This is a genomic window from Amycolatopsis sp. NPDC043887 (assembly GCF_056435665.1).
The window spans coordinates 31589-51273 of sequence record NZ_JBWKEB010000018.1 but is presented as its reverse complement, the minus strand read 5'-3'; the positions used below and the strand labels follow the sequence as shown (position 1 = coordinate 51273).

General features: G+C 66.7%; 19 protein-coding genes and 1 pseudogene. 10 read left to right on the top strand and 10 right to left on the bottom strand.

Annotated features, from left to right (window positions below):
• Positions 1-44: 44 nt before the first annotated feature.
• Entirely contained in the window at positions 45-554 is a 510-nt protein-coding gene (locus AC069H_RS35640; RefSeq protein ID WP_478235264.1) for a hypothetical protein, read from the bottom strand.
• Positions 555-743: 189 nt separating this feature from the next.
• On the opposite strand from AC069H_RS35640, the gene AC069H_RS35635 reads away from it, so the two are divergent.
• Positions 744-899, top strand: coding sequence for a hypothetical protein (locus tag AC069H_RS35635; RefSeq protein ID WP_478227393.1), 156 nt, complete (start codon positions 744-746; stop codon positions 897-899).
• A 94-nt stretch (positions 900-993) separates the two neighbouring features.
• Here AC069H_RS35635 and AC069H_RS35630 read toward each other — a convergent pair whose 3' ends face one another.
• Positions 994-2286, bottom strand: coding sequence for an ArsB/NhaD family transporter (locus tag AC069H_RS35630; RefSeq protein ID WP_478235263.1), 1293 nt, complete (start codon positions 2284-2286; stop codon positions 994-996).
• Positions 2287-2757: 471 nt separating this feature from the next.
• Between AC069H_RS35630 and AC069H_RS35625 the strand changes: the two genes are divergently transcribed.
• Complete coding sequence (locus AC069H_RS35625; protein ID WP_478227391.1) at positions 2758-3204, top strand: CBS domain-containing protein; 447 nt, start codon at positions 2758-2760, stop codon at positions 3202-3204.
• Here the strand turns inward: AC069H_RS35625 and AC069H_RS35620 are convergent, their stop codons facing one another.
• Both AC069H_RS35620 and AC069H_RS35615 read right to left on the bottom strand, forming a co-directional pair.
• Complete coding sequence (locus AC069H_RS35620; protein ID WP_478227390.1) at positions 3205-3696, bottom strand: beta-class carbonic anhydrase; 492 nt, start codon at positions 3694-3696, stop codon at positions 3205-3207. It lies immediately after the preceding gene.
• Positions 3693-5189 carry a SulP family inorganic anion transporter gene (locus AC069H_RS35615; RefSeq protein WP_478227389.1) on the bottom strand — a complete coding sequence of 499 codons (1497 nt, stop codon included), beginning with the start codon at positions 5187-5189 and terminating at the stop codon, positions 3693-3695. Before AC069H_RS35615 ends, AC069H_RS35620 begins: the two co-directional genes overlap by 4 nt.
• Positions 5190-5402: 213 nt before the next feature.
• On the opposite strand from AC069H_RS35615, the gene AC069H_RS35610 reads away from it, so the two are divergent.
• From AC069H_RS35610 to AC069H_RS35595, 4 genes are read left to right on the top strand one after another with little or no spacing between them, the layout of a single operon-like run.
• Positions 5403-5849: a CBS domain-containing protein gene (locus AC069H_RS35610; RefSeq protein ID WP_478235262.1), complete on the top strand. Its 447-nt coding sequence runs from the start codon at positions 5403-5405 to the stop codon at positions 5847-5849.
• 57 nt (positions 5850-5906) lie between these two features.
• A complete protein-coding gene (locus AC069H_RS35605; protein WP_478235261.1) occupies positions 5907-6518 on the top strand; it encodes a TetR/AcrR family transcriptional regulator in 612 nt (203 codons plus the stop codon).
• The gene (locus AC069H_RS35600) at positions 6515-7783 is read left to right on the top strand and encodes a glycosyltransferase (RefSeq protein WP_478235260.1); all 1269 of its coding nucleotides are present in this window, start codon (positions 6515-6517) and stop codon (positions 7781-7783) included. Before AC069H_RS35605 ends, AC069H_RS35600 begins: the two co-directional genes overlap by 4 nt.
• 13 nt (positions 7784-7796) lie before the next feature.
• Entirely contained in the window at positions 7797-8279 is a 483-nt protein-coding gene (locus tag AC069H_RS35595) for a DUF6653 family protein (RefSeq protein WP_478235259.1), read from the top strand.
• A 6-nt stretch (positions 8280-8285) separates the two neighbouring features.
• On the opposite strand, the gene AC069H_RS35590 is transcribed toward AC069H_RS35595, so the two are convergent.
• The 4 genes and pseudogenes from AC069H_RS35590 to AC069H_RS35575 form a co-directional block, all read right to left on the bottom strand.
• Positions 8286-10727, bottom strand: a complete 2442-nt coding sequence (locus AC069H_RS35590; protein WP_478235258.1) for a PEP/pyruvate-binding domain-containing protein — start codon at positions 10725-10727, stop codon at positions 8286-8288.
• A 27-nt stretch (positions 10728-10754) separates the two neighbouring features.
• Positions 10755-11249 carry a helix-turn-helix domain-containing protein gene (locus tag AC069H_RS35585; RefSeq protein ID WP_478235257.1) on the bottom strand — a complete coding sequence of 165 codons (495 nt, stop codon included), beginning with the start codon at positions 11247-11249 and terminating at the stop codon, positions 10755-10757.
• A 157-nt stretch (positions 11250-11406) separates the two neighbouring features.
• On the bottom strand, positions 11407-13425 hold the full coding sequence (locus tag AC069H_RS35580; protein ID WP_478235324.1) for an APC family permease: 2019 nt from the start codon (positions 13423-13425) through the stop codon (positions 11407-11409).
• Between the two features lie 210 nt (positions 13426-13635).
• Positions 13636-13989 (bottom strand): annotated as a pseudogene (locus AC069H_RS35575) (NAD(P)-binding protein); the annotation flags it as partial.
• A gap of 264 nt (positions 13990-14253) precedes the next feature.
• Between AC069H_RS35575 and AC069H_RS35570 the strand changes: the two are divergent.
• From AC069H_RS35570 to AC069H_RS35555, 4 genes are read left to right on the top strand one after another with little or no spacing between them, the layout of a single operon-like run.
• The gene (locus AC069H_RS35570) at positions 14254-15276 is read left to right on the top strand and encodes an ion channel (protein WP_478235256.1); all 1023 of its coding nucleotides are present in this window, start codon (positions 14254-14256) and stop codon (positions 15274-15276) included.
• 34 nt (positions 15277-15310) lie between these two features.
• Positions 15311-16675 carry a TrkH family potassium uptake protein gene (locus tag AC069H_RS35565; RefSeq protein ID WP_478235255.1) on the top strand — a complete coding sequence of 455 codons (1365 nt, stop codon included), beginning with the start codon at positions 15311-15313 and terminating at the stop codon, positions 16673-16675.
• Positions 16665-17327, top strand: a complete 663-nt coding sequence (locus tag AC069H_RS35560; protein WP_478235254.1) for a potassium channel family protein — start codon at positions 16665-16667, stop codon at positions 17325-17327. Before AC069H_RS35565 ends, AC069H_RS35560 begins: the two co-directional genes overlap by 11 nt.
• A 21-nt stretch (positions 17328-17348) precedes the next feature.
• Entirely contained in the window at positions 17349-18206 is an 858-nt protein-coding gene (locus AC069H_RS35555) for an SAM-dependent methyltransferase (RefSeq protein WP_478235253.1), read from the top strand.
• Positions 18207-18210: 4 nt separating this feature from the next.
• Here the strand turns inward: AC069H_RS35555 and AC069H_RS35550 are convergent, their stop codons facing one another.
• The gene (locus tag AC069H_RS35550) at positions 18211-18429 is read right to left on the bottom strand and encodes a hypothetical protein (protein WP_478235252.1); all 219 of its coding nucleotides are present in this window, start codon (positions 18427-18429) and stop codon (positions 18211-18213) included.
• Between the two features lie 21 nt (positions 18430-18450).
• The gene (locus AC069H_RS35545; protein WP_478227375.1) at positions 18451-19662 is read right to left on the bottom strand and encodes a cation:proton antiporter; all 1212 of its coding nucleotides are present in this window, start codon (positions 19660-19662) and stop codon (positions 18451-18453) included.
• Positions 19663-19685 lie beyond the last annotated feature (23 nt).

Here is a 19685-nt window from a genome sequence, read left to right as displayed (position 1 = left end):
CGTCAGTTTCAGGGGGTCCGGTTCATGCCAGGGTGGAATCACGCTCACCGAAACACGGGAGGACCAAGCCCATGACCGCCGACGTTTTCACAACGCGCGCCGAAGTCACCCCCAGAACGGAAACTCATCCGAGGGTGCGACGGCTGCGCGATGACGCGGATCGGGCGTGGGCCATCGCGGACGGCCATCGAACCTTGGCCGCGGAAATCGAGGCAGGAGGTGAGCCGGACGCGTTCCGCCGCGCGAAGGCGCAGCACTTGCTCGGCGAAGTGGCCGCACACCACGGATTCGCCTACCACGAACTCGCCAACGCCGCCGAAGCCCGCACCGGAGCGAAAATCCATCCCCGCGAGTCTCCACAATGGAGACTCTTGATCGATCGCTCCTTCGCAGCTGTCCGTCGCGCCGAGGCACATCACGAACGCGCGGCGGCGTTTTCGGCTCGAACCGCAGGAGACGAAGCGGCTGCCCAAAGGCACGAGGTCGCCGCACGCGAGGCGGACAGCCGTGCGGTGGATTCGCTCGGGGAAACCGGCGACCTTCCGTCGTGACAACGGTTTGGCATAGAAGCACCGGTCGCCGCGACGACAGAAGGTATGAACGCGTGAGCGCCGGGTGATCCGGTGAACCGGTGAACCGGTCGATCGTGGTACTCCGTCAGAACCTGGTTGTCATATTCGGCGCCGGAAATGCTCCGTCAATGTCGAAGTCAAGCGGGTGCAGGACCGGTAGTTCGATACGAGGTGGAAGTCGAAGGCCTGGGCGATGCTGCGCTCGTCGACGTCCGTGAATCGCCGGGACACCCCGAACGGCGGCATCGCTACCAGGTCGCCAGGATCTGCGAGGTCGACCCATCGGGCGCCGCCGGGTGGTCGGGCTCCGCGGTCGTTCGCCAGTGAGGACCTCCGCCGCCCGGTCTCCTTCGGCGCTCAGGATGGCGCGCGCTTGCTCGACTGGCTGGCCCGTAGGTTGGAGCGACTCGAGTGAGCGGATTCAGGCGAAGACGAAGTACCGCAGCCACAGATAGGGCGCCGCGACGAGCACGGTGATCAGTGTGACGAGAGCGCCCTTCTTGGTGAATTCCCAGAAGGAGATGGGACTCCCGGCGCGGGCGGCGATGCCGAGGACGACGACGTTGGCGCTGGCACCGATCGCGGTGGCGTTGCCGCCGAAGTCGGCGCCGAGGGCGAGCGACCACCAGAGGGCTTCGGAATGGGTGGGGTCGGCGATGCTGCTGGTGAGGTCGAGGACCAGTGGGCTCATCGTCGCTACGTAGGGGATGTTGTCGACGACGCCGGACAGCAGCGCGGAGACGCCGAGGATGAGCATGACGCCCAGGAGCGCGTTGCCGCCGGTCGCGTCGGCGGCGAGTTTCGCCAAGTCGCCGATGACGCCGGTTTTGACCAGTGCGCCGATCATGATGAACAGGCCGGCGAAGAACAGCAGTGTTTCCCATTCGACGCCGGCTAGGTAGTCCTTCGGCTTGGCTTGGGACAGGAGCACGAGGGCTCCGGCGCCGAGCAGAGCGACGACCGACGGTTCGATGTGGAAAATCGAGTGGCCGATGAACGCGGTGAAAACGGCCAGGAGCACGACGCCGCATTTGACGAGGAGCTTCTTGTCGTGAATGGCTTCGCGTTCGTTGAGGGCCATGACATCGGCGACCCGTTCCGGGTCGACGGTGAAGGAACCGCGGAACAGCCTCGGCAGGACCAGGCAGAAGACGACCAGTTCGATGGCCACGATCGGTGCCATGTTGACGAGGAAGTCGTTGAACGTCAGGCCGGCTCGGCTGCCGATGATGATATTGGGCGGGTCGCCGATCAAGGTCGCGGCGCCGCCGATATTCGAGGCCATGACTTCGGCGATCAGGAAGGGCACCGGCTTGATGTCGAGCCGATCGCAGACCAGGAGGGTCACCGGGGCCATCAGGAGCACTGTGGTGACGTTGTCCAGGAACGCCGACGCGACCGCGGTGATGAGCACCAGCAGAAGCATGATCCGCAGTGGCGAGCCGTTGGCGCGTTTGGCGGCCCAGATCGCGGTGAACTCGAAGACGCCGGTCTTCCGGAGGACTCCGACGATGATCATCATGCCGAGCAGCAGGAAGATGACGTCCCAGTCCACACCGGTGTCATGGGAGTAGAACGCGTCCTCGGAGCCGAGCACGCCGAGGCCGAGCACGATGCCCGCGCCGGCGAGAGCGGTGACCATCTTCGGGATCTTCTCGGTGGCGATGAACAGGTACGCCACCACGAACACGATGATCGCGACGGTGGCGCTCATGCCACGTCCTCGTGAACGGGATCAACGGCGAATACCGGCCGAAGACACTGCCAGATCACTTGTACTCTCACCGATTCCTGTCCGTGCCGACCGCCCCGACCCGGTCAGGGACGGGTATGCCGACCAGACTTCCCGGCGCTCCACGCGTCAAGATGCCGTAAACGAGAAGCAGAGGCAACCCGGACAATTGCGACCCCGTTCAGTGGATTCGGTGATGGTGCCGTCCTGTACTCTGGATTGTGCCGGTGGTCACACAGTGTTGTGAGATGGGGAGCTTATGTCCGGACTGCTCGGTCCACTCGCGTTGATCGCCGTGTTCGTCGTCCTGATGGCCGCGCTCCGCCTCATGCACCTGCGGCAGAGGCGCGGAGAATCGCCGAATCACACCGGAGTCTCGTCGGGCCGTAAAGAATCGAACAGTAACGACGGATGACCCGGGCACACCTGCCCGGACGGTCGTAGTCTTGCGCTATGCAAGCCAGCGAGATGGCCGAGGAATTCCCGGTCGTGGACATGGATTCCGACGCGCTCGACGCGGCGCGGCTTCTCGCGGAGCACCGCCTGCCCGGCATCGTCGTGACCGACCGGAGTGGCTGCCCTCAATCGGTCCTGCCTGCTTCAGAGGTGGTCCGTTTCCTGGTGCCGACCTACGTGCAGGACGACCCGTCACTCGCCGGTGTCCTCAACGAGTCGATGGCCGATCGTGTCGCCGACAAATTGGGCGGCCGCAAGGTGCGGTCGTTGCTTCCGGAGGAGCCCGCCGAGCTGCCGCGGGTGAACTCCGACGACACTATCATCGAGGTCGCCGCGATCATGGCGAGGCTGCACTGTCCACTGGTCGCGGTGATGCAGGACAAGACGCTGCTCGGCGTGATCTCCGCGTCCCGCCTCCTGGAGCTGGCGCTCGCCCCACAATGATCAGCTGATCTCGGTTAGTGCTCCGGTCTTCACGTCGTAGACGAAGCCACGAACATTGTCGGTGTGCAGGAGAAAATCTGACCGCTTCACGCGTTGCATCGAGCGGCGGACGCTGTCGGAGACTTCGCGGAACGCCTCGACCGCCCAAGTCGGTCGCAGTCCGGTGTCGGCTTCCAATTCGTCTTTGAAGTCGTCTTCGGTCACCAGCGACAACCCGCAGTCGGTGTGCTGCACGATCAGGACCTCGCGGGTGCCCAGCTTCCGCTGGCTCAGCGCGAGCGAGCGGATCACGTCGTCGGTGACTACTCCGCCGGCGTTGCGCAGCACATGCGATTCGCCCTGGATGAGACCGAAGATCTCGAACACCCGCACGCGTGCGTCCATGCAGGTCAGGATGGTCACCTGCAGGGAAGGCCGGGGCGAACGCCGATCGCCTGGCACCGCGTCGCCGAGTTCGTCATTGCGTTTGAGCAGTACGTCGATCGCGGTCATGACTTCCCATCGTTCGGCCGGTTCGCGGCACTGGGCGCGTTCCTGATGACGGCGGTGAGTTTGCCGCGCTGTTCGTCGTTCGCGAGCGCGGTCAATTTGTGCTCGACGTGCGGCGGCAGGTCTTTGAAGTCGAGTTCCACGTCGGATCTGTGGGAGTGGTCGATGAAGGTCAGCAGTCCCTTGGCTCCGGACATGTCCATGTAGCTCACGTGCTGCAGGCTGAGCGACAGTTTCGGCTCGTCGTCGCGCAGTCTGGTCAAGACGCGGTCTATGGAGAGGAACGACAGAGGGCCCTCGATGTGGTAGGTACCGGTCTCGTCGTAGATGACCGAAGCCCTGCTTCGGCGCGATTGCACGAAGTGCACGATGAGCGCCACGGCCACGCCGACCGCGACCGCCACGGTCAGATCGACGAGGACGGTGATGATCATCGTCGCGAACATCACGACGACATCGCCCCTGGGGGCGACATGGGTTTTGCGGAGGCTTTCCCAGTCGAACATGCCGATCGCGGTCAGGATCAAGATCCCCGACAGCACGGCGAGGGGGATGTACTGGACGACCGCGCCGAGACCGGCCACCAGTGCCAGCAGGATGACGCTGTGGGTCGCGGCCGACACCGCGGTGCTGCCGCCGCTTCTGACGTTGACCACGGACCGGACGGTCGCCCCCGCGCTGGCCAAGCCGCCGAACAGCCCGCTGGCCATGTTGCCGAGACCCTGGCCGACCAGTTCGCGATTGCTGCGGTGCCGACGGCCCGTGATGTTGTCCATCACGACCGAGGTCAGCAAGGAGTCGATCGAGCCCAGCAGCGCGATGCTCAGGGCGGGCAACACGAGGGTGAGGATCAGCGAACCGCTGAACTCCGGGATGGTGAGGGAGGGAATCGATTCGGGGATCTGGCCGATGTACTCGACCGTGCCGTTGAGGGAAACCGGCCCGATCCGAAGGTTCTGCAGCACGGGCCCCGCGAACGACAAAACGGCGGTGATGATCACGAGCGCGATCAGGCTCGCCGGGATGGACTTGACCACCCGTGCGGCTACGAGCATGAGCACGATCGTGGCTGCCACCACCAGGAAGCTCTTCTGCACCTGGTCGAGCTCGCCCAGGATGATGATCAGCGCGATCCCGCCCATGAACCCGGACACCACCGGGTGCGGGATGAAGCGGATGAGAGAACCGAGCCGGCAGACGCCGAACAGGATCTGAAGCGCGCCGGCCATGATGAACGCGAGAAACGCGCCTTCGAGTCCGTGCGCCGCGATGACACCGGTGGCGACCACGGTGATCGGGCCGGTCGGACCGGTCACCTGCGCCGGTGTTCCTCCGAAGACCGCGGCGAAGAATCCGGCGAAGATCGCGCCGTATAGGCCGACGAGGGCTCCTTCGGATGTGCCGGTCGCGGTGATGCCGAAGGCGATCGCCAGTGGCAGCGCCACGATGGCCACGGTCAGCCCGGCAAGGAGTTCTCTGGCGAAACGCTGGAGCATCGGTCCCCGCTCGTCGGCATGCGTTTGACCCGGCCCTCGGTGGGCCAAGCCGCCGACCAGACTTCCCGGCACTCCTGGGCGTAAAGATGCCCTAAAAGAGTGTAAAGGTCCAGTAAAGAAGGCTTGCGGTCGAGATCCTCACGCCGACGGCCTAACCGACGCTCGATCGTCCGCGGCATGGTTGAAATGACCGATTTGCCGTACTCTGCGGAGATGCACGCCGCCGTCATGGCCGAGAAGTTCCCGGTAGTGCGCCTCGATTCGCTCGCGCTGCAGGCGGCTCGGCTTCTTGCCGAGAACCGGCTACCCGGGCTCGTCGTCACCGCGGCCGATGGGCGGCCCTACACGGTCTTGCCGGCCTCGGACGTGGTGAAATTCCTGGTGCCCGCCTACGTCCAGGAGGCACCCACGCTGGCCGCGGTGCTCTCCGAATCGATGGCCGACCGGGCCGCGGACAAGCTGGGCGGCAAGACGGTCCGCGACGTCCTTTCCACTCGGCCTTCTGAACTGGCTGTTGTCGAGCATGACGACAACATCGTGGAAGTCGCCGCGATGATGGCCCGGCTGCGCTGTCCGCTGGCCGCAGTACTGCGTGACGGCGCGATGATCGGTGTGATCACGGCATCCCGGCTGCTGGAACTCGTGCTCTCGTCGGACTGACTGCTCGTCAAGCGGCCTCGCCTTGACGGAACTGAACAAGTGTTCAATACTCTGAACATGAGTTCAGTCTCTGATCTGACGGCGCGGGCCCGTATCCGCGATGCCGCGCTGGCCAGGTTCGGCGCCGACGGCATCGCCGGAACTTCGGTGCGCGCGGTCGCGGCGGACGCCGGGGTGTCTCCGGGCTTGGTGCTGCACCACTTCGGTTCAAAGGACGGGCTGCGGCAGGCCTGTGACGAGCATGTGCTCGACTCGATCCGGGGCGGAGGCGAGGCAGGCGACGATGCGCTGGCGGAAGTGCTGCAGGCGGCCACGCCGGTGCGGCGTTATCTGGCCCGGGCGTTTCTGGACGGGTCGAGCGGGGCGTCCGCCCTGTTCACCGAGATCGTGGACCGCACCGAAGGGTGGCTCGCCGACGGCGAGCGGGACGGCTGGGTGCACCAGTCGGACGACTCCCGGGCGCGCGCGGTCGTCTACGTGTCCTGGCTGCTGGCACCGCTCGTGCTCGGTGACCACGTCGGTCGGTTGCTCGGCGGGGACGCCGCGGAGACCGCGACCGCGGTCCGGGGTGCCAGGGCTGGGCTGGAGATCTTGACCAATGGCCTGTTCGCCGATGACCGTTGGCTGACCGCGTTCACCGCCATCAACGATCAGGAGCGGTCGAAGTGAGGGCGCTGCTGGTCACCCACGGCACCCGTGGTGACGTCCAGCCGATGCTCGCCCTCGCGGTCGCCCTCCGCGTTCGCGGGCACGAGGCTGTGCTGGCCGCGCCGGACTCGTTCGCTGATGCCGCCGGCGAGTACGACATCGAGTTCGCCCCGCTTGGTGAGGGCGCGAACCGGCTGATGGACGACCCTGTGGTGAAAGAGGCCATCGAAGGCGGATACCGGGGCATCCGGGGCAAGATCACCGCCCTGCGGACGGCGCAGCGGGTCAAACCGATGATGGCGGAGGTCCTGCACCACGTCGGTGTGGCCGCGAAGGCATCTCGCGCGGATGTCGTCGTGCACACGACCGGAGTGCCCGCCCACCACGCGGCCGAGATGCTCGGCGTTCCCGCGGTGGTCGTCGCGCTGCAACCCGGCTGGATCCCCACCGGCGAGTTCCCGTGCCCGATGATTCCCTTGCCCCGTCTGCCGAGCATGGTGAACCGCGCCACGTATCTCGCGGTGGCTGCGATCTTGCGCGCTTTCACCGGGATCACCTCTACCTGGCGCACGACCGAACTCGGGCTGCCGCGCCGCCGGGGGAGCCACGACATCCTGCACGACGCGGAGGGCCGTGACCGGCTGGTCCTGCAGGCGTTCAGCAGTGAGGTCACCCTCTCGGCCTCGGACTGGCCGGATTCGGTGCACACCACAGGTTTCTGGTACCTCGCCGCCGCGTCAGGGTGGGAACCACCTGCGGCGTTGCGGGACTTCCTCGACGACGGCCCCGCTCCGGTCTACATCGGATTCGGCAGCATGGCGGGCAGGGACTCACGCCGCACCCGCGCGGTGGTCGAGGAAGCCGTCCGCCGGGCCGGCGTGCGCGCGGTGCTCGCGACCGGCTGGGGCGGCATGGCCGCGGACGCCGGAACCGGCGATCTGTTCGTGCTCGACCACGCGCCGCACGACTGGCTGTTCCCGCGCATGAGCGCGGTCGTGCACCACGGGGGCGGCGGCACGACCGGAGCCGCGCTGGCCGCGGGCAAGCCCCAAGTGGTGTGCCCGTTCGTCGCCGACCAGCCGTACTGGGCGAACCGCATGCACGCCGTCGGCGTCGCGCCGCCCCCGGTACGCCAGCAGCAACTCACGGCCGACCGGCTCACCGCGGCGCTGCGGCAAGCCACCGGCGATGCCGGGATGCGCGAACGGGCCGAACGGCTCGGCCGGGAAATCAGCGAGGAGAACGGCGTGGCCGTCGCTGTCGACCTCCTCGAAAACCTGATCTGATAAGGAGACCACGATGGAACTCACCGACGCGGTGACGAAGACTTTCCGAATGGACGACGAAGCCTGGCGCCGTCACGCGAATCCCTGGAGCGTATGGACCCGCTTCGCCGCGATCCCGCTGATGCTGCTCGCGATCTGGAGCCGGACCTGGATCGGCTGGTGGAGTCTCGTGCCGATCGCGGCCGTCGTCGTGTGGTTGTTTCTCAACCCGTCGGCGTTCCCGCCGGTCGAACCACGCAGCTGGGCCGCACGCGGCATCTATGGCGAACGCGTCTGGGCACACGACAAATCCATGGTGCCGCCGGACCATCGCGCGGTGCTGCGTGTCCTGGTCGTGCTCGGCCTCGCCGGTTTCGGGCTCATCACGTGGGGCCTGATCGCGCTCGACTTCTGGCCGACCCTGTACGGCGCGACGGTGGTCGTCGTGGCCCAGCTGTGGCGCATCGACCGGTTCGGCTGGCTCTGGGAACGGGCCGAAGAGAAGATGGCCGAGTGAATGGCGTCAGTCGTCGTCGATCATCCGTACCGTGCCCGCGGTTCCATCGATGGTGATCAGCTGGCCGGTGGTGATTTCGCGGGTGGCGTCGCGGACGCAGATGACGGCGGGGATGCCGTATTCCCGGGCGACCGTGGGGCCGTGCGCGACCGGTGAGCCGGTTTCGGTGACCAGGCCGGCCGTGGTCAGGAACAGCGGGGTCCAGCCGGGGTCGGTGGTCGGTGCCACGAGGATCTCGCCGGGCTGGATGTACGCGCCGGCTGGATCGCGGATCACGCGCGCTCTCCCGGTCGCCTGGCCCGCCGCGCCGGCCATCCCGACCAGTACGCCGTCTTCGGCGGGTCCGGGTGGGGCAAGTGCTTCCACGTCGGTCCCGTCGGAGAGCAAGGCGCCGGGGACAGTGTGCCGTCGTAGTTCTCGCCGGTGGTCCGCGCTGCGCGCGGCGATCAGGTGGCGGTGGTCGGTCGCGTCGTGGACGGCCGCGCGTGCTTCGTCGAGGGTGAGGAACATGATGTCGTCGCCGCGTTCCAGCAGGCCACGTGACACCAGGTCGTCGCCGACGAGGAGGAGTTGCCGGCGAGCCGCTTGAATCGCGGGCAGCCACGCGAACTTCCCGATCTCCCGCAGGCCGGTGAACTTGCGCGAGCGGCGCATGAGGAACGTCGCGACCCGGCCACGGACCGGACGCCGGAGCCGCGCTCGCTGGGACAGGGTCTCGATCATCGCCTCGGCCTTCCGCGCGGCTTGGCGGAATCGCCGGTCGGGGGCCTGCTCGGGGTCGTCGACGCGGAGGTAGTTGGCGATCGTGGCGAACAGGGGCGCCGGGTCCTCCTCCCAGCGGGGCATGCCGACGTCGATCTCGGCTGCGGCGCGCATGCCGTACTTGTCCAGGAATCCGGCCATCCCGATGTCGGGCAGTCGCCCGGCGCGGTACGTCGCGGCCAGTTCGCCGGGTGGGGTGGAGAGGAATATCTCGCGGTGCTCGCGCGCGTTCACCGCGAGGCCCCAGAGGGCCAGATCCATCTCGGTGGTCACGTTATGGGGCATTCCGCCAAGGACGATGTCCAGTTCCTCGTCCGTGGCGATGCCCTTGAGCAGGCCGGAGGGCGCCATCCCGAGGATGATCCCGGCCATCAACGGCCCGGTGAGCCCCAGCATGCCGTGGCTCATGATCGCTCGATGCGAGTCCTCGATGACCCATCTCAGTCGCTCAGCAGTGGTCGCCGAGCCCGGAGGCGGAACGGTCAGGCACCGGATCTCCTCCACCGCCCGGTAAGCGCGGGCGCGCGCCGCGTCCGGGCGGGCCAAGCCCGCCGCGAACCCCGTGATCACGCTCGGCGCCACTTTCGCCGTGGCCCTGAGTATGTTGCTCGTCCGGAACGGAAAGCCGCGCCGCGGGGCGAAGCGGGGATCGGTCATCATGCGCTCGACGGCGCCCTGGACCCGCGGTCCGTACACCTGCAGGGACGTCGGCAGCCGCTTGCGCATGGCCTTGCTGCGGACGAAGTCGGTCAGGTCGAAGTAGAGCCGCCCGCCGATCGGCACCAGCCGGGGTAGCGGATCCCGTGGGTCGCTTCGGACGCCGTTTGCTTGGAACCACATCGCCGATCCGGTCTTGAGCAAGGAGATCCCCATCGGCGTGCACGGGCGGAGCATCCCCTGGATGTGGCCGAACTCGAGGTACAGCCGGGTATCGCCGGTGTCCGGTGGCAGCGGGAACAGGGTGGTGATCGGCCGGGACTGCACCAGCCACAGCACGCCGTCGGAATCGATCGCCCATTCGATGTCCTGCGGCGAGCCGAAATGCCGTTGCAGCCGCAGACCGGCGTCCCGGAGCAGTTCGAGCTGCCGGGTGTCGAGGCATCCCTCGTCCTGGTGCGGCATGGTCCGCGCACGGTGGCCGAAGACGTAGTGAGCGGGAACGACGGTGCCCTCGACTATCGCGGTCCCCAGCCCGGGGGCGGCGTCGACGACCATCTCGGTGCGGCAACCGGTGATCGGGTTGGCGGTGAACAGGACACCGGCCACCACGGGGTCGATCATCCGCTGGATCACCACCGCCATCGCGACGTCGTCGATACCGACGGTGGCCCGATAGGCCACCGCCCGATCCGAATGCAGGGACTCCCAGCACTTGCGAACGGCGTCGACGAGTGCGGCGGCCCCGTCGACGTCGAGGAAGGTGTCCTGCTGTCCTGCGAAGCTGGCGTCCGGCAAGTCCTCGGCGGTGGCGCTGGAACGCACCACGACCCGGCCGCCGCCGAGCCGCTCGTAGGCGTCGAGCAACTCCTGCTTCGGGAGAACTCGCGACGTATAGGCCTCGACGGTCAAGCAGAAGCCATCCGGTACACGCTCGCCCGCCTTGATCATCTCACCGAGCCCGGCGGCCTTCCCTCCCACCAGATCGATCATCGAGGCATCGATCTCGGACAGCCGAAGCAGTTTCATCTCTCGTCCCCCTCGCCGCGTGGGTGGTCAGGTGGTCCGGTGGCCTGCCCGATACGTCACCGCGGCGACGAGCACCAGCCACGCGATGCCGAACACGATCGCGTGCCCGGCATGGCCGAGCGCCATGTTTCCGAGGCAGGCGAGGAGAAGCACGATGGAGATCGGTGCCCACATGGTCTTCGTCCTTTTCCTGGTGGTCGGAGTACCGAGATAGTGCTCGTAGAGCGTGGTCCAGACCTCGACCCGATTCAGCTGCCGAGTGAATTCGCGGCCGGTAGGGGTGAGCTCATAGCGGGTCGAGGGCGGGGGGAAGCTGTCCCAGCTGCCACAGTGATCGCGGCGGCGGACCACCCCGGCCGCGGCGAGGACGCGCAGTGCCGAGTGGATCGTCCGGCGAGTCGCCCTCAGCCGCCGGTGCAGGTCCGCGAGCGGGCGGGGCGCCTCGGCGAGGACGTCGAGGATCTCGACCGCGCAGGGTTGGCTGACCAGCCAGGCCAGCTCTGCTGTGGGGTGGTCGGGCACCGGCCGTGGGCCCCCTTTCCCGCCGTTGGGATAGCCGGCATTAGACGATAGGCGTGCTGGCGCGACGGGCACGGTCGATGTGCTGCCGCACCGCCGTATTTTGATGCTTTCTCTACGGCGTTGGACCGGTCAGACGAATCCCGGTGTGCCAATAGGCTCACGGGTTGTGCCGGTCTCCGCCGTTGGTGTCCTTCGTGCAGAGGCCGCGGCGGATCGAGCCGGGAGCGAGTTCGGACCTATGCCGGACCTTGGTGGAGGAGTCGAGTTGCCAGGGCACGCTGGTGACCATGACGCCGGGCTGGAACAGGAGTCGTCCTTTGATCCGTAGTGCGCTCTGGTTGTGCAGCAGATTCTCCCACCAGTGCCCGACGACGTATTCGGGGATGAACACGGTGACCACGTCGCGCGGGTTGGTGGTGCGTATGCGTTTGACGTAGTCGAGGATCGGTTTGGTGATTTCCCGGTAGGGGGATTCGATGACCTTGAGCGGGATGGAGAAGGGTTGTTTGGCCCACCGGTCGAGGAGTTCGTTGGTTTCCTGGTTGTCGACGTTGACGGTTGTCGTCTCGAGGACGTCAGGCCGGACCGCTTTGGCGTAGGCCAGCGCCCGGCGGGTGGGCCGGTGCAATTTCGACACCAGGACGATCGCGTAATTGCGTGAAGGCAGGACGATCGGCTCGTCCTCGTCGCTGTCGTGGAGTTCGTCGCCGACGCGCTGGTAGTGGCGGCGGATCGCGGTCATCAGCAGGTAGATCGCGGCCATGGCGGCGAGGGAGATCCACGCGCCCTGGGTGAACTTGGTGACGAGGATGACGACGAGGACCAGGGCGGTCATGGAGAAGCCGAAGGCGTTGATCGGCTGGGAGCGGCGCATCCGGCGGCGCGCGGCGGGGTCGGTTTCGGTGCGCAGCCGCCGGTTCCAGTGCCGGATCATCCCGCTCTGGCTGATCACGAGGGACATGAACACGCCGACGATGTAGAGCTGGATGAGCCGGGTGACCTCGGCGTCGAAGGCGACGACGAGCAGGATGGCGGCTGCAGCGAGGAAGACGATGCCGTTGGAGAACACCAACCGGTCGCCGCGGGTGTAGAGCTGACGGGGCAGGAAGCGGTCCTGAGCGAGGATCGAGTCGAGCACCGGGAAACCGTTTAACGCGGTATTGGCCGCCAGCACCAGGATCAGTCCGGTGAAGAAGATGACATACCAGCTCGCCGGCGGGAAACCGGCGAACACCGCGTTGCCGAGCTGGGCGATCAGCGTCTTCTGTTCGTAGCCCTCCGGAGCGCCGATCAGCTGGTGCGCGGGGTCTTCGGCGACCTGGGCGCCGGTGAGCCGGGCAAGCATGATCAGCCCGAGGAACATCGTGATCGCGAGCACGCCCATCATCAGCAGCGTGGTCGCGGCGTTGCGGCCCTTCGGTTTACGGAAGGCTGGGACGCCGTTGCTGATCGCTTCGACCCCGGTCAAGGCCGCGCTGCCGGAGGAGAACGCGCGCAGGATCAGGAAAGCGAAGCCGAGACCGGCGAGATGCCCGCCTTCTTCGACCAGCGTGAAATCGGCGCTCTCCGCCCGGATCTCGTCACCCACCACGAAAACCCGCACCAGCGCCCAGACGATCATGGCGAGGACGCCGAACACGAAAGCGTAGGTCGGGATGGCGAACGCGGTGCCCGATTCTCTGACACCGCGCAGGTTCATGGCCGTCAGCACCAGGATCGCGCCGACGGCGAACTCGACCTTGTGTTCCCCGACGAAGGGAACGGCCGAGCCGATGTTGGCCGCGGCGGAGGCGATCGACACCGCCACGGTCAGCACGTAGTCGACGAGCAGGGCGCTGCCGACCACGAGACCCCATCGGGGGCCATGGTTGACCGTGGCGACTTCGTAGTCGCCACCGCCGGAGGTGTAGACGCGGACGTTCTGCCGATAGGAGGCGACGACCGAGATCATCACCACGGCGACCAGAAGAGCGATCCAGGGACTGAACACGAACGCCGACGCCCCCGCGACCGAAAGCATCAACAGGATCTCTTCGGGTGCGTAAGCCACGCTCGACATCGGGTCCGAGGCGAACACCGGCAACGCGATCCGCTTGGGCAACAGCGTGTGGGACAGGCGATCGCTTTCTGTGAGGGTGTGGGTCCGCAGGAGCACGATCTGATCTCCAGGCGCCACGCGTAGTCCGGCTGCGTGGGCGCCCCAGTGACGGCGGCCGTCGCGGATCAGTCCGACCGCGGTGGGGTCGCTGTCCCGAAGCTCGCGCCCCACCTCGGATGCCCGGGCCGGTCGTTGAGCGATCGCCCACGGTGTACGCGCCGGACGGCGACGTTCGAGCAAAGCTCCAGCCAAGGCGCCGCCGGCGGCCTCGGCGGTGACCACCGCGTGGTCGGCGCCAACGCGGCGGGCAATGGGCACGTGTGCGTCTGCGCGCACAGCGGTCACGATCATCGCGCACGGGCACAGCTCGCGTGCCAGCATCGTCGACATCACCGCGGTTTGATCCGGTACCAAGGCGATGACGATCCGATCGACCTCTACGGAGGCCGCCCGCGCGAGCGCGAGGCGATCGGTCCCGTCGCCTTGGAACGCACTGGCGCCCAGTTCGGTGGCCGACCGGACGGCGTCCGCGTCGGCATCGAGCACGACGAGGTCAGCGACGTCAGCGCCACAGGCGAGCAAGTGACAAGCAGCGCTGGAGCCGGTGACACCAAACCCGACCACCAGTGTCTGACCGTGCATTCGGGACCTCCGCGAGGCCCCTAGTGAGACACGCCTGAATTGTCCGCATGCGTCGATGGTTCCTGACGTGGTTTTGATAGCCCCAGGTCGAGCGCGCGATGGTCGTCAAAATATCGCAAGAATAGCTCTGGTGCGGTTGCGGAGTCCGACGGATTCTGCGGGTGGCCCCGAGGTGAGCGGTTTCGTGTTGTTACGTCCGGATCGTCCGGACAAGAGCTACGGTGGCCCACGACATGGGCGGGTTCGTGCTGGTGGGAGAGTTGCGTGCCGATCATCCTCATGCGGCTTCTGCGGAAGTTCGTACGCTTGCGGACCGGGTTGCCGCCGCTGGTCGTGATCGTGTTCGTCTTCGCGACGAGCTGGCCGCTGATGCTGCTTGCCGAGCCATCGGACAACCCGATCACGGAACCGGAGAACTACTGGTGGTGGTTCGTCGTCACCGCCGCGACGGTGGGATACGGCGACTTCTATCCGGAGTCGTCGTGGGGGCACGTGATCGGTGTGTATGTCATCGTGGGCGGGATCGTCACACTGACGACCGTGTTCGCTCAGCTGGCGGAGATCATCGAGAAGACGAAAGGGCGCCGGATGCAGGGGGCGGTCACGCTGGACATCGAAGACCACGTCGTCGTGCTCGGGTACTCGCCAGGACGGACCCAGCGCATCGTCGATGAACTGGTAGCGGGTGGGGACCGTCCGATCGTGCTCGCCGCGTGGGACGAGGTCGACACCCACCCGATGGCGGACCGCGGTATCGGCTTCGTCCGTGGTGATCTCGCCGAGGACGACGTCCTGCGGCGTGCCTGTGTGCACCGGGCGAACAGCGTACTGATCGACGCGCGGGACGACAACGAGGCCTTGGCCGTCGCGGTCACCGTCGATCATGTCGCGGCAGGCGCGCATATCGTGGTCGCCCTTCGCGACCTCGCCAAGGAGGCGCATTTCCGTTACGTGAACGACGGAATCCGGTGCGTCCAATGGCACAGCCCGCATATGGTGACCGAAGAGATCCAGGCACCGGGTATCACCGAGGTCTACGCCGAGCTGATGACCCACGGCGGCGGCAACACCTACACGCTACGGCTGACCGAGCCCTCGACCTTCGGCGATTGCCAGGCGGCGTTCGGCTGGAGACACAGTGCGACCGTGCTCGCCGTCCGGACCGCCGACCAGCTGCTGATCAGCCCACCGTGGAAGACCGCTCTCGCCGCTGGGACGGTGCTCTACTACGTCGGGCACCAACCGATCACGCCTGGCCAGCTCACCGCCGCGATGGCGGCTTCGTGACTATCCGGAAACCGATCGAGCTTCGCGGTGGGCCGTGGTGAACTCGTTCCTCGGTGCTTCGCCGTGGTGGCGGCGGCTGATGCCCAGCTGGCGGCACCCGGCTCGGGTGGTCGTGTTCGGCTTCGGGATGGCGACCCTGGCAGGCACGCTCCTGCTCAGCCTGCCGGTCGCGACCGAGTCCGGTGAGTCCGCGAGCGTGGTGAGCGCGTTGTTCACCGCCGTGTCGGCGATCTGCGTGACCGGCCTCGTCGTGGTGGACACCCCCACCTACTGGTCGACGTTCGGCGAGCTCGTCGTGCTCGGCCTCATCCAGGTCGGCGGGTTCGGCATCATGACCCTGGCCTCGCTGCTGACGTTGCTGGTGTCGAGACGGATCGGTCTGCGGATGCAGCTCACCGCCCAGGCCGAGACGAAAACGCTCGGGCTCGGTGACGTCCGTACGGTCATCCGCGGTGTCATCCTCGTCAGCCTTGGTATCGAGGCGGTCATCGCCACCGCGCTGACCATCCGGTTCGCCACCGGCTACGGTGAACCGATCGGGCGCGCGACCTATCTGGGGGTCTTCCACGCGGTGTCGGCGTTCAACAACGCGGGTTTCGCGTTGTACACCGACAGCTTGATCGGTTTCGCGACCGACCCCTGGATCTGTGTGCCGATCATGTTCGCGGTGATCGCCGGCGGGCTCGGTTTTCCGGTGCTGTTCGAGGTGATCCGGCGCCGTCACCGGCGGCGCTGGTCACTGCACACGAAGATCACCGTGCCCGTCTACTTCGGACTGTTGCTGATCGGGACCGTGGCGGCGCTGTTGTTCGAGTGGGGCAACACCCTCGGCAAGCTCGACTTCCACCACAAGCTGCTGGTCGGCTTCTTCCACGGTGTCATGCCGCGCACCGCCGGGTTCAACAGCCTCGATGTCGGCCAGCTCCAGCCGTCGACGTTGTTCGTCAACGACATCCTCATGTTCATCGGTGGCGGCAGCGCGGGCACTGCCGGAGGTATTAAGGTCACCACGTTCGCGTTGCTCGGATACGTGATCTACGCGGAGATCCGCGGTGAACCGACCGTGCATGTGATGGGCCGCAGGCTGACCGATCAGGTGCAGCGCCAGGCATTGACGATCGCTCTGCTCGGTGTGGGTGCCGTCGTGGCGGGCACCCTGGTGCTGCTGTCGGTCACCTCGTTCGCCTTGGACGATGTCCTGTTCGAGGTGACGTCCGCGTTCGGCACGGTCGGCATGTCGACCGGTATCACCGCGCAGCTCCCCGTCACCGGCCAGATCGTGCTGATGGTGCTGATGTTCCTCGGCAGACTCGGCCCGATCACGCTGGCGTCCGCACTGGCACTGCGCGAACGCGCGCGGCGCTATGAATATCCCGAGGAGCGACCCATTGTCGGATAAGCAGGTTTCCCGTGTCGTCGTGATCGGTCTCGGCCGGTTCGGCAGCTCGCTCGCGTCGGAACTCGTCGCGCGCGGGTCGGAGGTGCTCGGGATCGACTCGGACCCGAAGATCGTCCAGCGCCACGCCGACGACCTCACCCACGCCGTCGTCGCCGACACCACCGACCCGGACGTGATGCGCCAGCTCGGCGTGCACCAGTTCTTCCGCGCCGTCGTCGGTATCGGCACCGACCTGGAAGCCAGTATTCTCACCACCGCATTGCTGGTCGACTTCGAGATCCCGAACATCTGGGCCAAGGCGATCAGCCGGCAGCACGGCCGCATCCTCGAACGGATCGGCGCGCACCACGTCGTGCTGCCCGAACACGAGATGGGCGAACGCGTGGCCCATCTCGTGACCGGCCGGATGCTGGACTACATCGAATTCGAGGACGACTACGCGATGGTCAAGACCCGTGCGCCGGAAGAGGCGGTCGGGCGTCAGCTGGGTGACAGCCGGCTGCGGGCCAAGTACGGCGTCACAGTGGTCGGGGTCAAACGACCTGGTGAGGGCTTCACCTACGCCACCGCGGACACCGTGGTGAACCGGGGCGACGTGCTGATCGTCGCCGGGCGGACCGCCGAGGTCGAACGAGTGGCGGACTTGACCTGATCAGGAGACGGGGGAGTGGCGATGACGGGCACAGTGGCCGGGACCGCGGTGGGGCCGATGGTGATCGCGGCGGTGGAACAGCACCATCCCGCCCCGCGGCGCCTGGTTCAGGACGAGATGGCGATCCAGGTTCTTCCCGCGGCGGTGCGATTCCTGGCCGGGTTGGCCAGGTGGCGGGTGATCCGGGATCTGCTGGTCGCGGCGTCGGAGAAGAAGGCGCCCGGGATCTGGGGTGGCATCGCCTGCCGCAAGCGCTATCTCGACGAGATGTTCGCCGAGGACCTGCGCGAAGAAGTCGATGCCGTGGTCGTGCTGGGGGCAGGTCTCGATACGCGTGCCTATCGCCTGGCCGTGCCCGCGGGGACCCGGGTGTTCGAAGTGGATCTCCCGGGCAACATCGAGGACAAACGCAAACGGATCCGGGTGCCGGACGCGGTGACGCTTGTCCCGATCGACTTCGAGAACGACGACCTGGAGACCGTCCTCAGTGGACACGGATACCGGCTGGACGGTGTCACGCTGTTCGTCTGGGAAGGAGTGACCCAGTATCTGACTGAGGCCGGTGTCCGCAAGACGCTCGACGTCCTGGCCAAGGCCGGTTCCGGAAGTCGGCTGCTGTTCACCTACGTGCGTAAGGACTTTCTCGACGGAACCGCGATGTACGGCGCCGATGCCCTGCACCGGCAATTCGTCGGGAAAGACCGGATCTGGCGGTTCGGGTTGAACCCGGACGACGTCGACCGGCTTCTCGCCGAGTACGGCTGGCGTGAACTCGAGCAAGTGGGCTCCGGCGAACTCACCGCCCGGTACGTCCGGCCGTCCGGGCGGGCCACGCCGGTCTCAGACCTGGAACGAACCGTGCACGCCGAAAAACATTGACGAGTCACCTGTCCTGGTCAGTGCCAGAACGGGCACGCTTCCAAGTCAAGGCCAGCCAGAGCAGGCTGAAGCCGGTGATAGTCACGCCCAGCGAATCGGTCCAGTGACCGGTGAACGCGCTGTCGATCCAGACCAGGACCCAGCCGAGCACGGCGGGCAGCCGCAGGTACCAGTAACGCCTGGGGATGACGCCGAGCAGGACCATGAACAGCAACGCGAACACGAGGGCGGGTGATGCCTCCCATCAGGAATTCTCTTTCTGCGGAAGCTTTTCCGGTTGTCCGGTGGGCAGGTTGTCCGGTGGTTCGATGCGCAGTGCTTTGGCGACGGGGACGTCGGTGGAGGAGTGCAGCACGATCGACAGTGCGATGGTGATCGCGACAAGGTCGAAGACATGCTCTCCCGCCGGGATCCCGGCTTGTAGTGCGAGGAGTCCGTAGACGACGGAGGCGAAGCCCTTGGGGCCGAACCAGGCCGCGGCCGAGCGTTCCCGGGCGGGCAACGTAGTGCGGATCAGCGAGAGCATCATCGCGGCGGGCCGGATCAACACGATCGCGATAACCGCGACCGCCCAGTCGCCGACGCTGAGGTGGGACAACCGTTCCGGCGTGATGAGCGCGCCGAACACCAGGAGAGCGGCGAATTTCGTCGTCTCGGACAGCAGATCGCCGAAATGCTCGAAGTGCTCAGCCGATACCCGGTCCATTGTGGCCAGTGTGGCGCCGGCCGCGAACGCGGCGAGGTAAGGATTGGCGTGGGTGAGGTGGCAGGTCGCGTACAGGATCACCGCGACCGCCAACGGCCCCAAGGCCTGTAGTCGTGGTTCCGCGGTGAGGACTTTCAGCCGCCAGGCGAGCGCGATGGCCGCGGGAATGGCGACGCCGAGCGCGAGACCGGCGACGAGTTCGATGGCGATGCCGCCGAAGTCGGTGTCCCGGTTCGCGGCGGTCGCGAGAAAGATCAGCACGAAGGGGAGCGCGAGGCCGTCGTTAAGGCCGGATTCGACGTTGAGCAGCCTGCGCAGCCGCAGCGGCACATCCGTCCGTCCGACGATCGCGGAGGCGAACACCGGGTCGGTCGGCGACAGGATCGCGCCGATCAGGAACGACGTCGTCCAGTCCAGACCGGTGAGGAAATGCGTCGGCACCGCGATGCCCACCATGGTCAAGGGCATCGCCAAGCCCAGCGCGCGGCCGGAGAGCCGCCAGCCTTCCTTCAGGGAGGGCAGGCCGGCGCGCTGGCCGTCGGTGAACAGCACGGTGAACAACGCCAGATCGGCCAGGCCGGTCACGAAGGCGCCATTGGAGGGGATCTCGACGAGGCCGAATCCGCCTTGCCCGATCAGTGCGCCCGCCACCAGGAACAGCAGTGCGGTCGACAGCACGGTGCGTGCCGCGAGTCCGGAGAGCGACACGCTGATCAACAGCACCAGACCGAACGCCAAGGCAAGTGTCACGGAAACCCCGTCCACGTCGAACG

Coding starts and splice junctions, on each gene's coding strand:
- AC069H_RS35630 (WP_478235263.1), bottom strand. CDS start 2,286: ATGAGCGCCACCGTCGCGATCATCGTGTTCGTGGTGGCGTACCTGTTC.
- AC069H_RS35625 (WP_478227391.1), top strand. CDS start 2,758: ATGCAAGCCAGCGAGATGGCCGAGGAATTCCCGGTCGTGGACATGGAT.
- AC069H_RS35620 (WP_478227390.1), bottom strand. CDS start 3,696: ATGACCGCGATCGACGTACTGCTCAAACGCAATGACGAACTCGGCGAC.
- AC069H_RS35615 (WP_478227389.1), bottom strand. CDS start 5,189: ATGCTCCAGCGTTTCGCCAGAGAACTCCTTGCCGGGCTGACCGTGGCC.
- AC069H_RS35610 (WP_478235262.1), top strand. CDS start 5,403: ATGCACGCCGCCGTCATGGCCGAGAAGTTCCCGGTAGTGCGCCTCGAT.
- AC069H_RS35605 (WP_478235261.1), top strand. CDS start 5,907: ATGAGTTCAGTCTCTGATCTGACGGCGCGGGCCCGTATCCGCGATGCC.
- AC069H_RS35595 (WP_478235259.1), top strand. CDS start 7,797: ATGGAACTCACCGACGCGGTGACGAAGACTTTCCGAATGGACGACGAA.
- AC069H_RS35590 (WP_478235258.1), bottom strand. CDS start 10,727: ATGAAACTGCTTCGGCTGTCCGAGATCGATGCCTCGATGATCGATCTG.
- AC069H_RS35555 (WP_478235253.1), top strand. CDS start 17,349: ATGACGGGCACAGTGGCCGGGACCGCGGTGGGGCCGATGGTGATCGCG.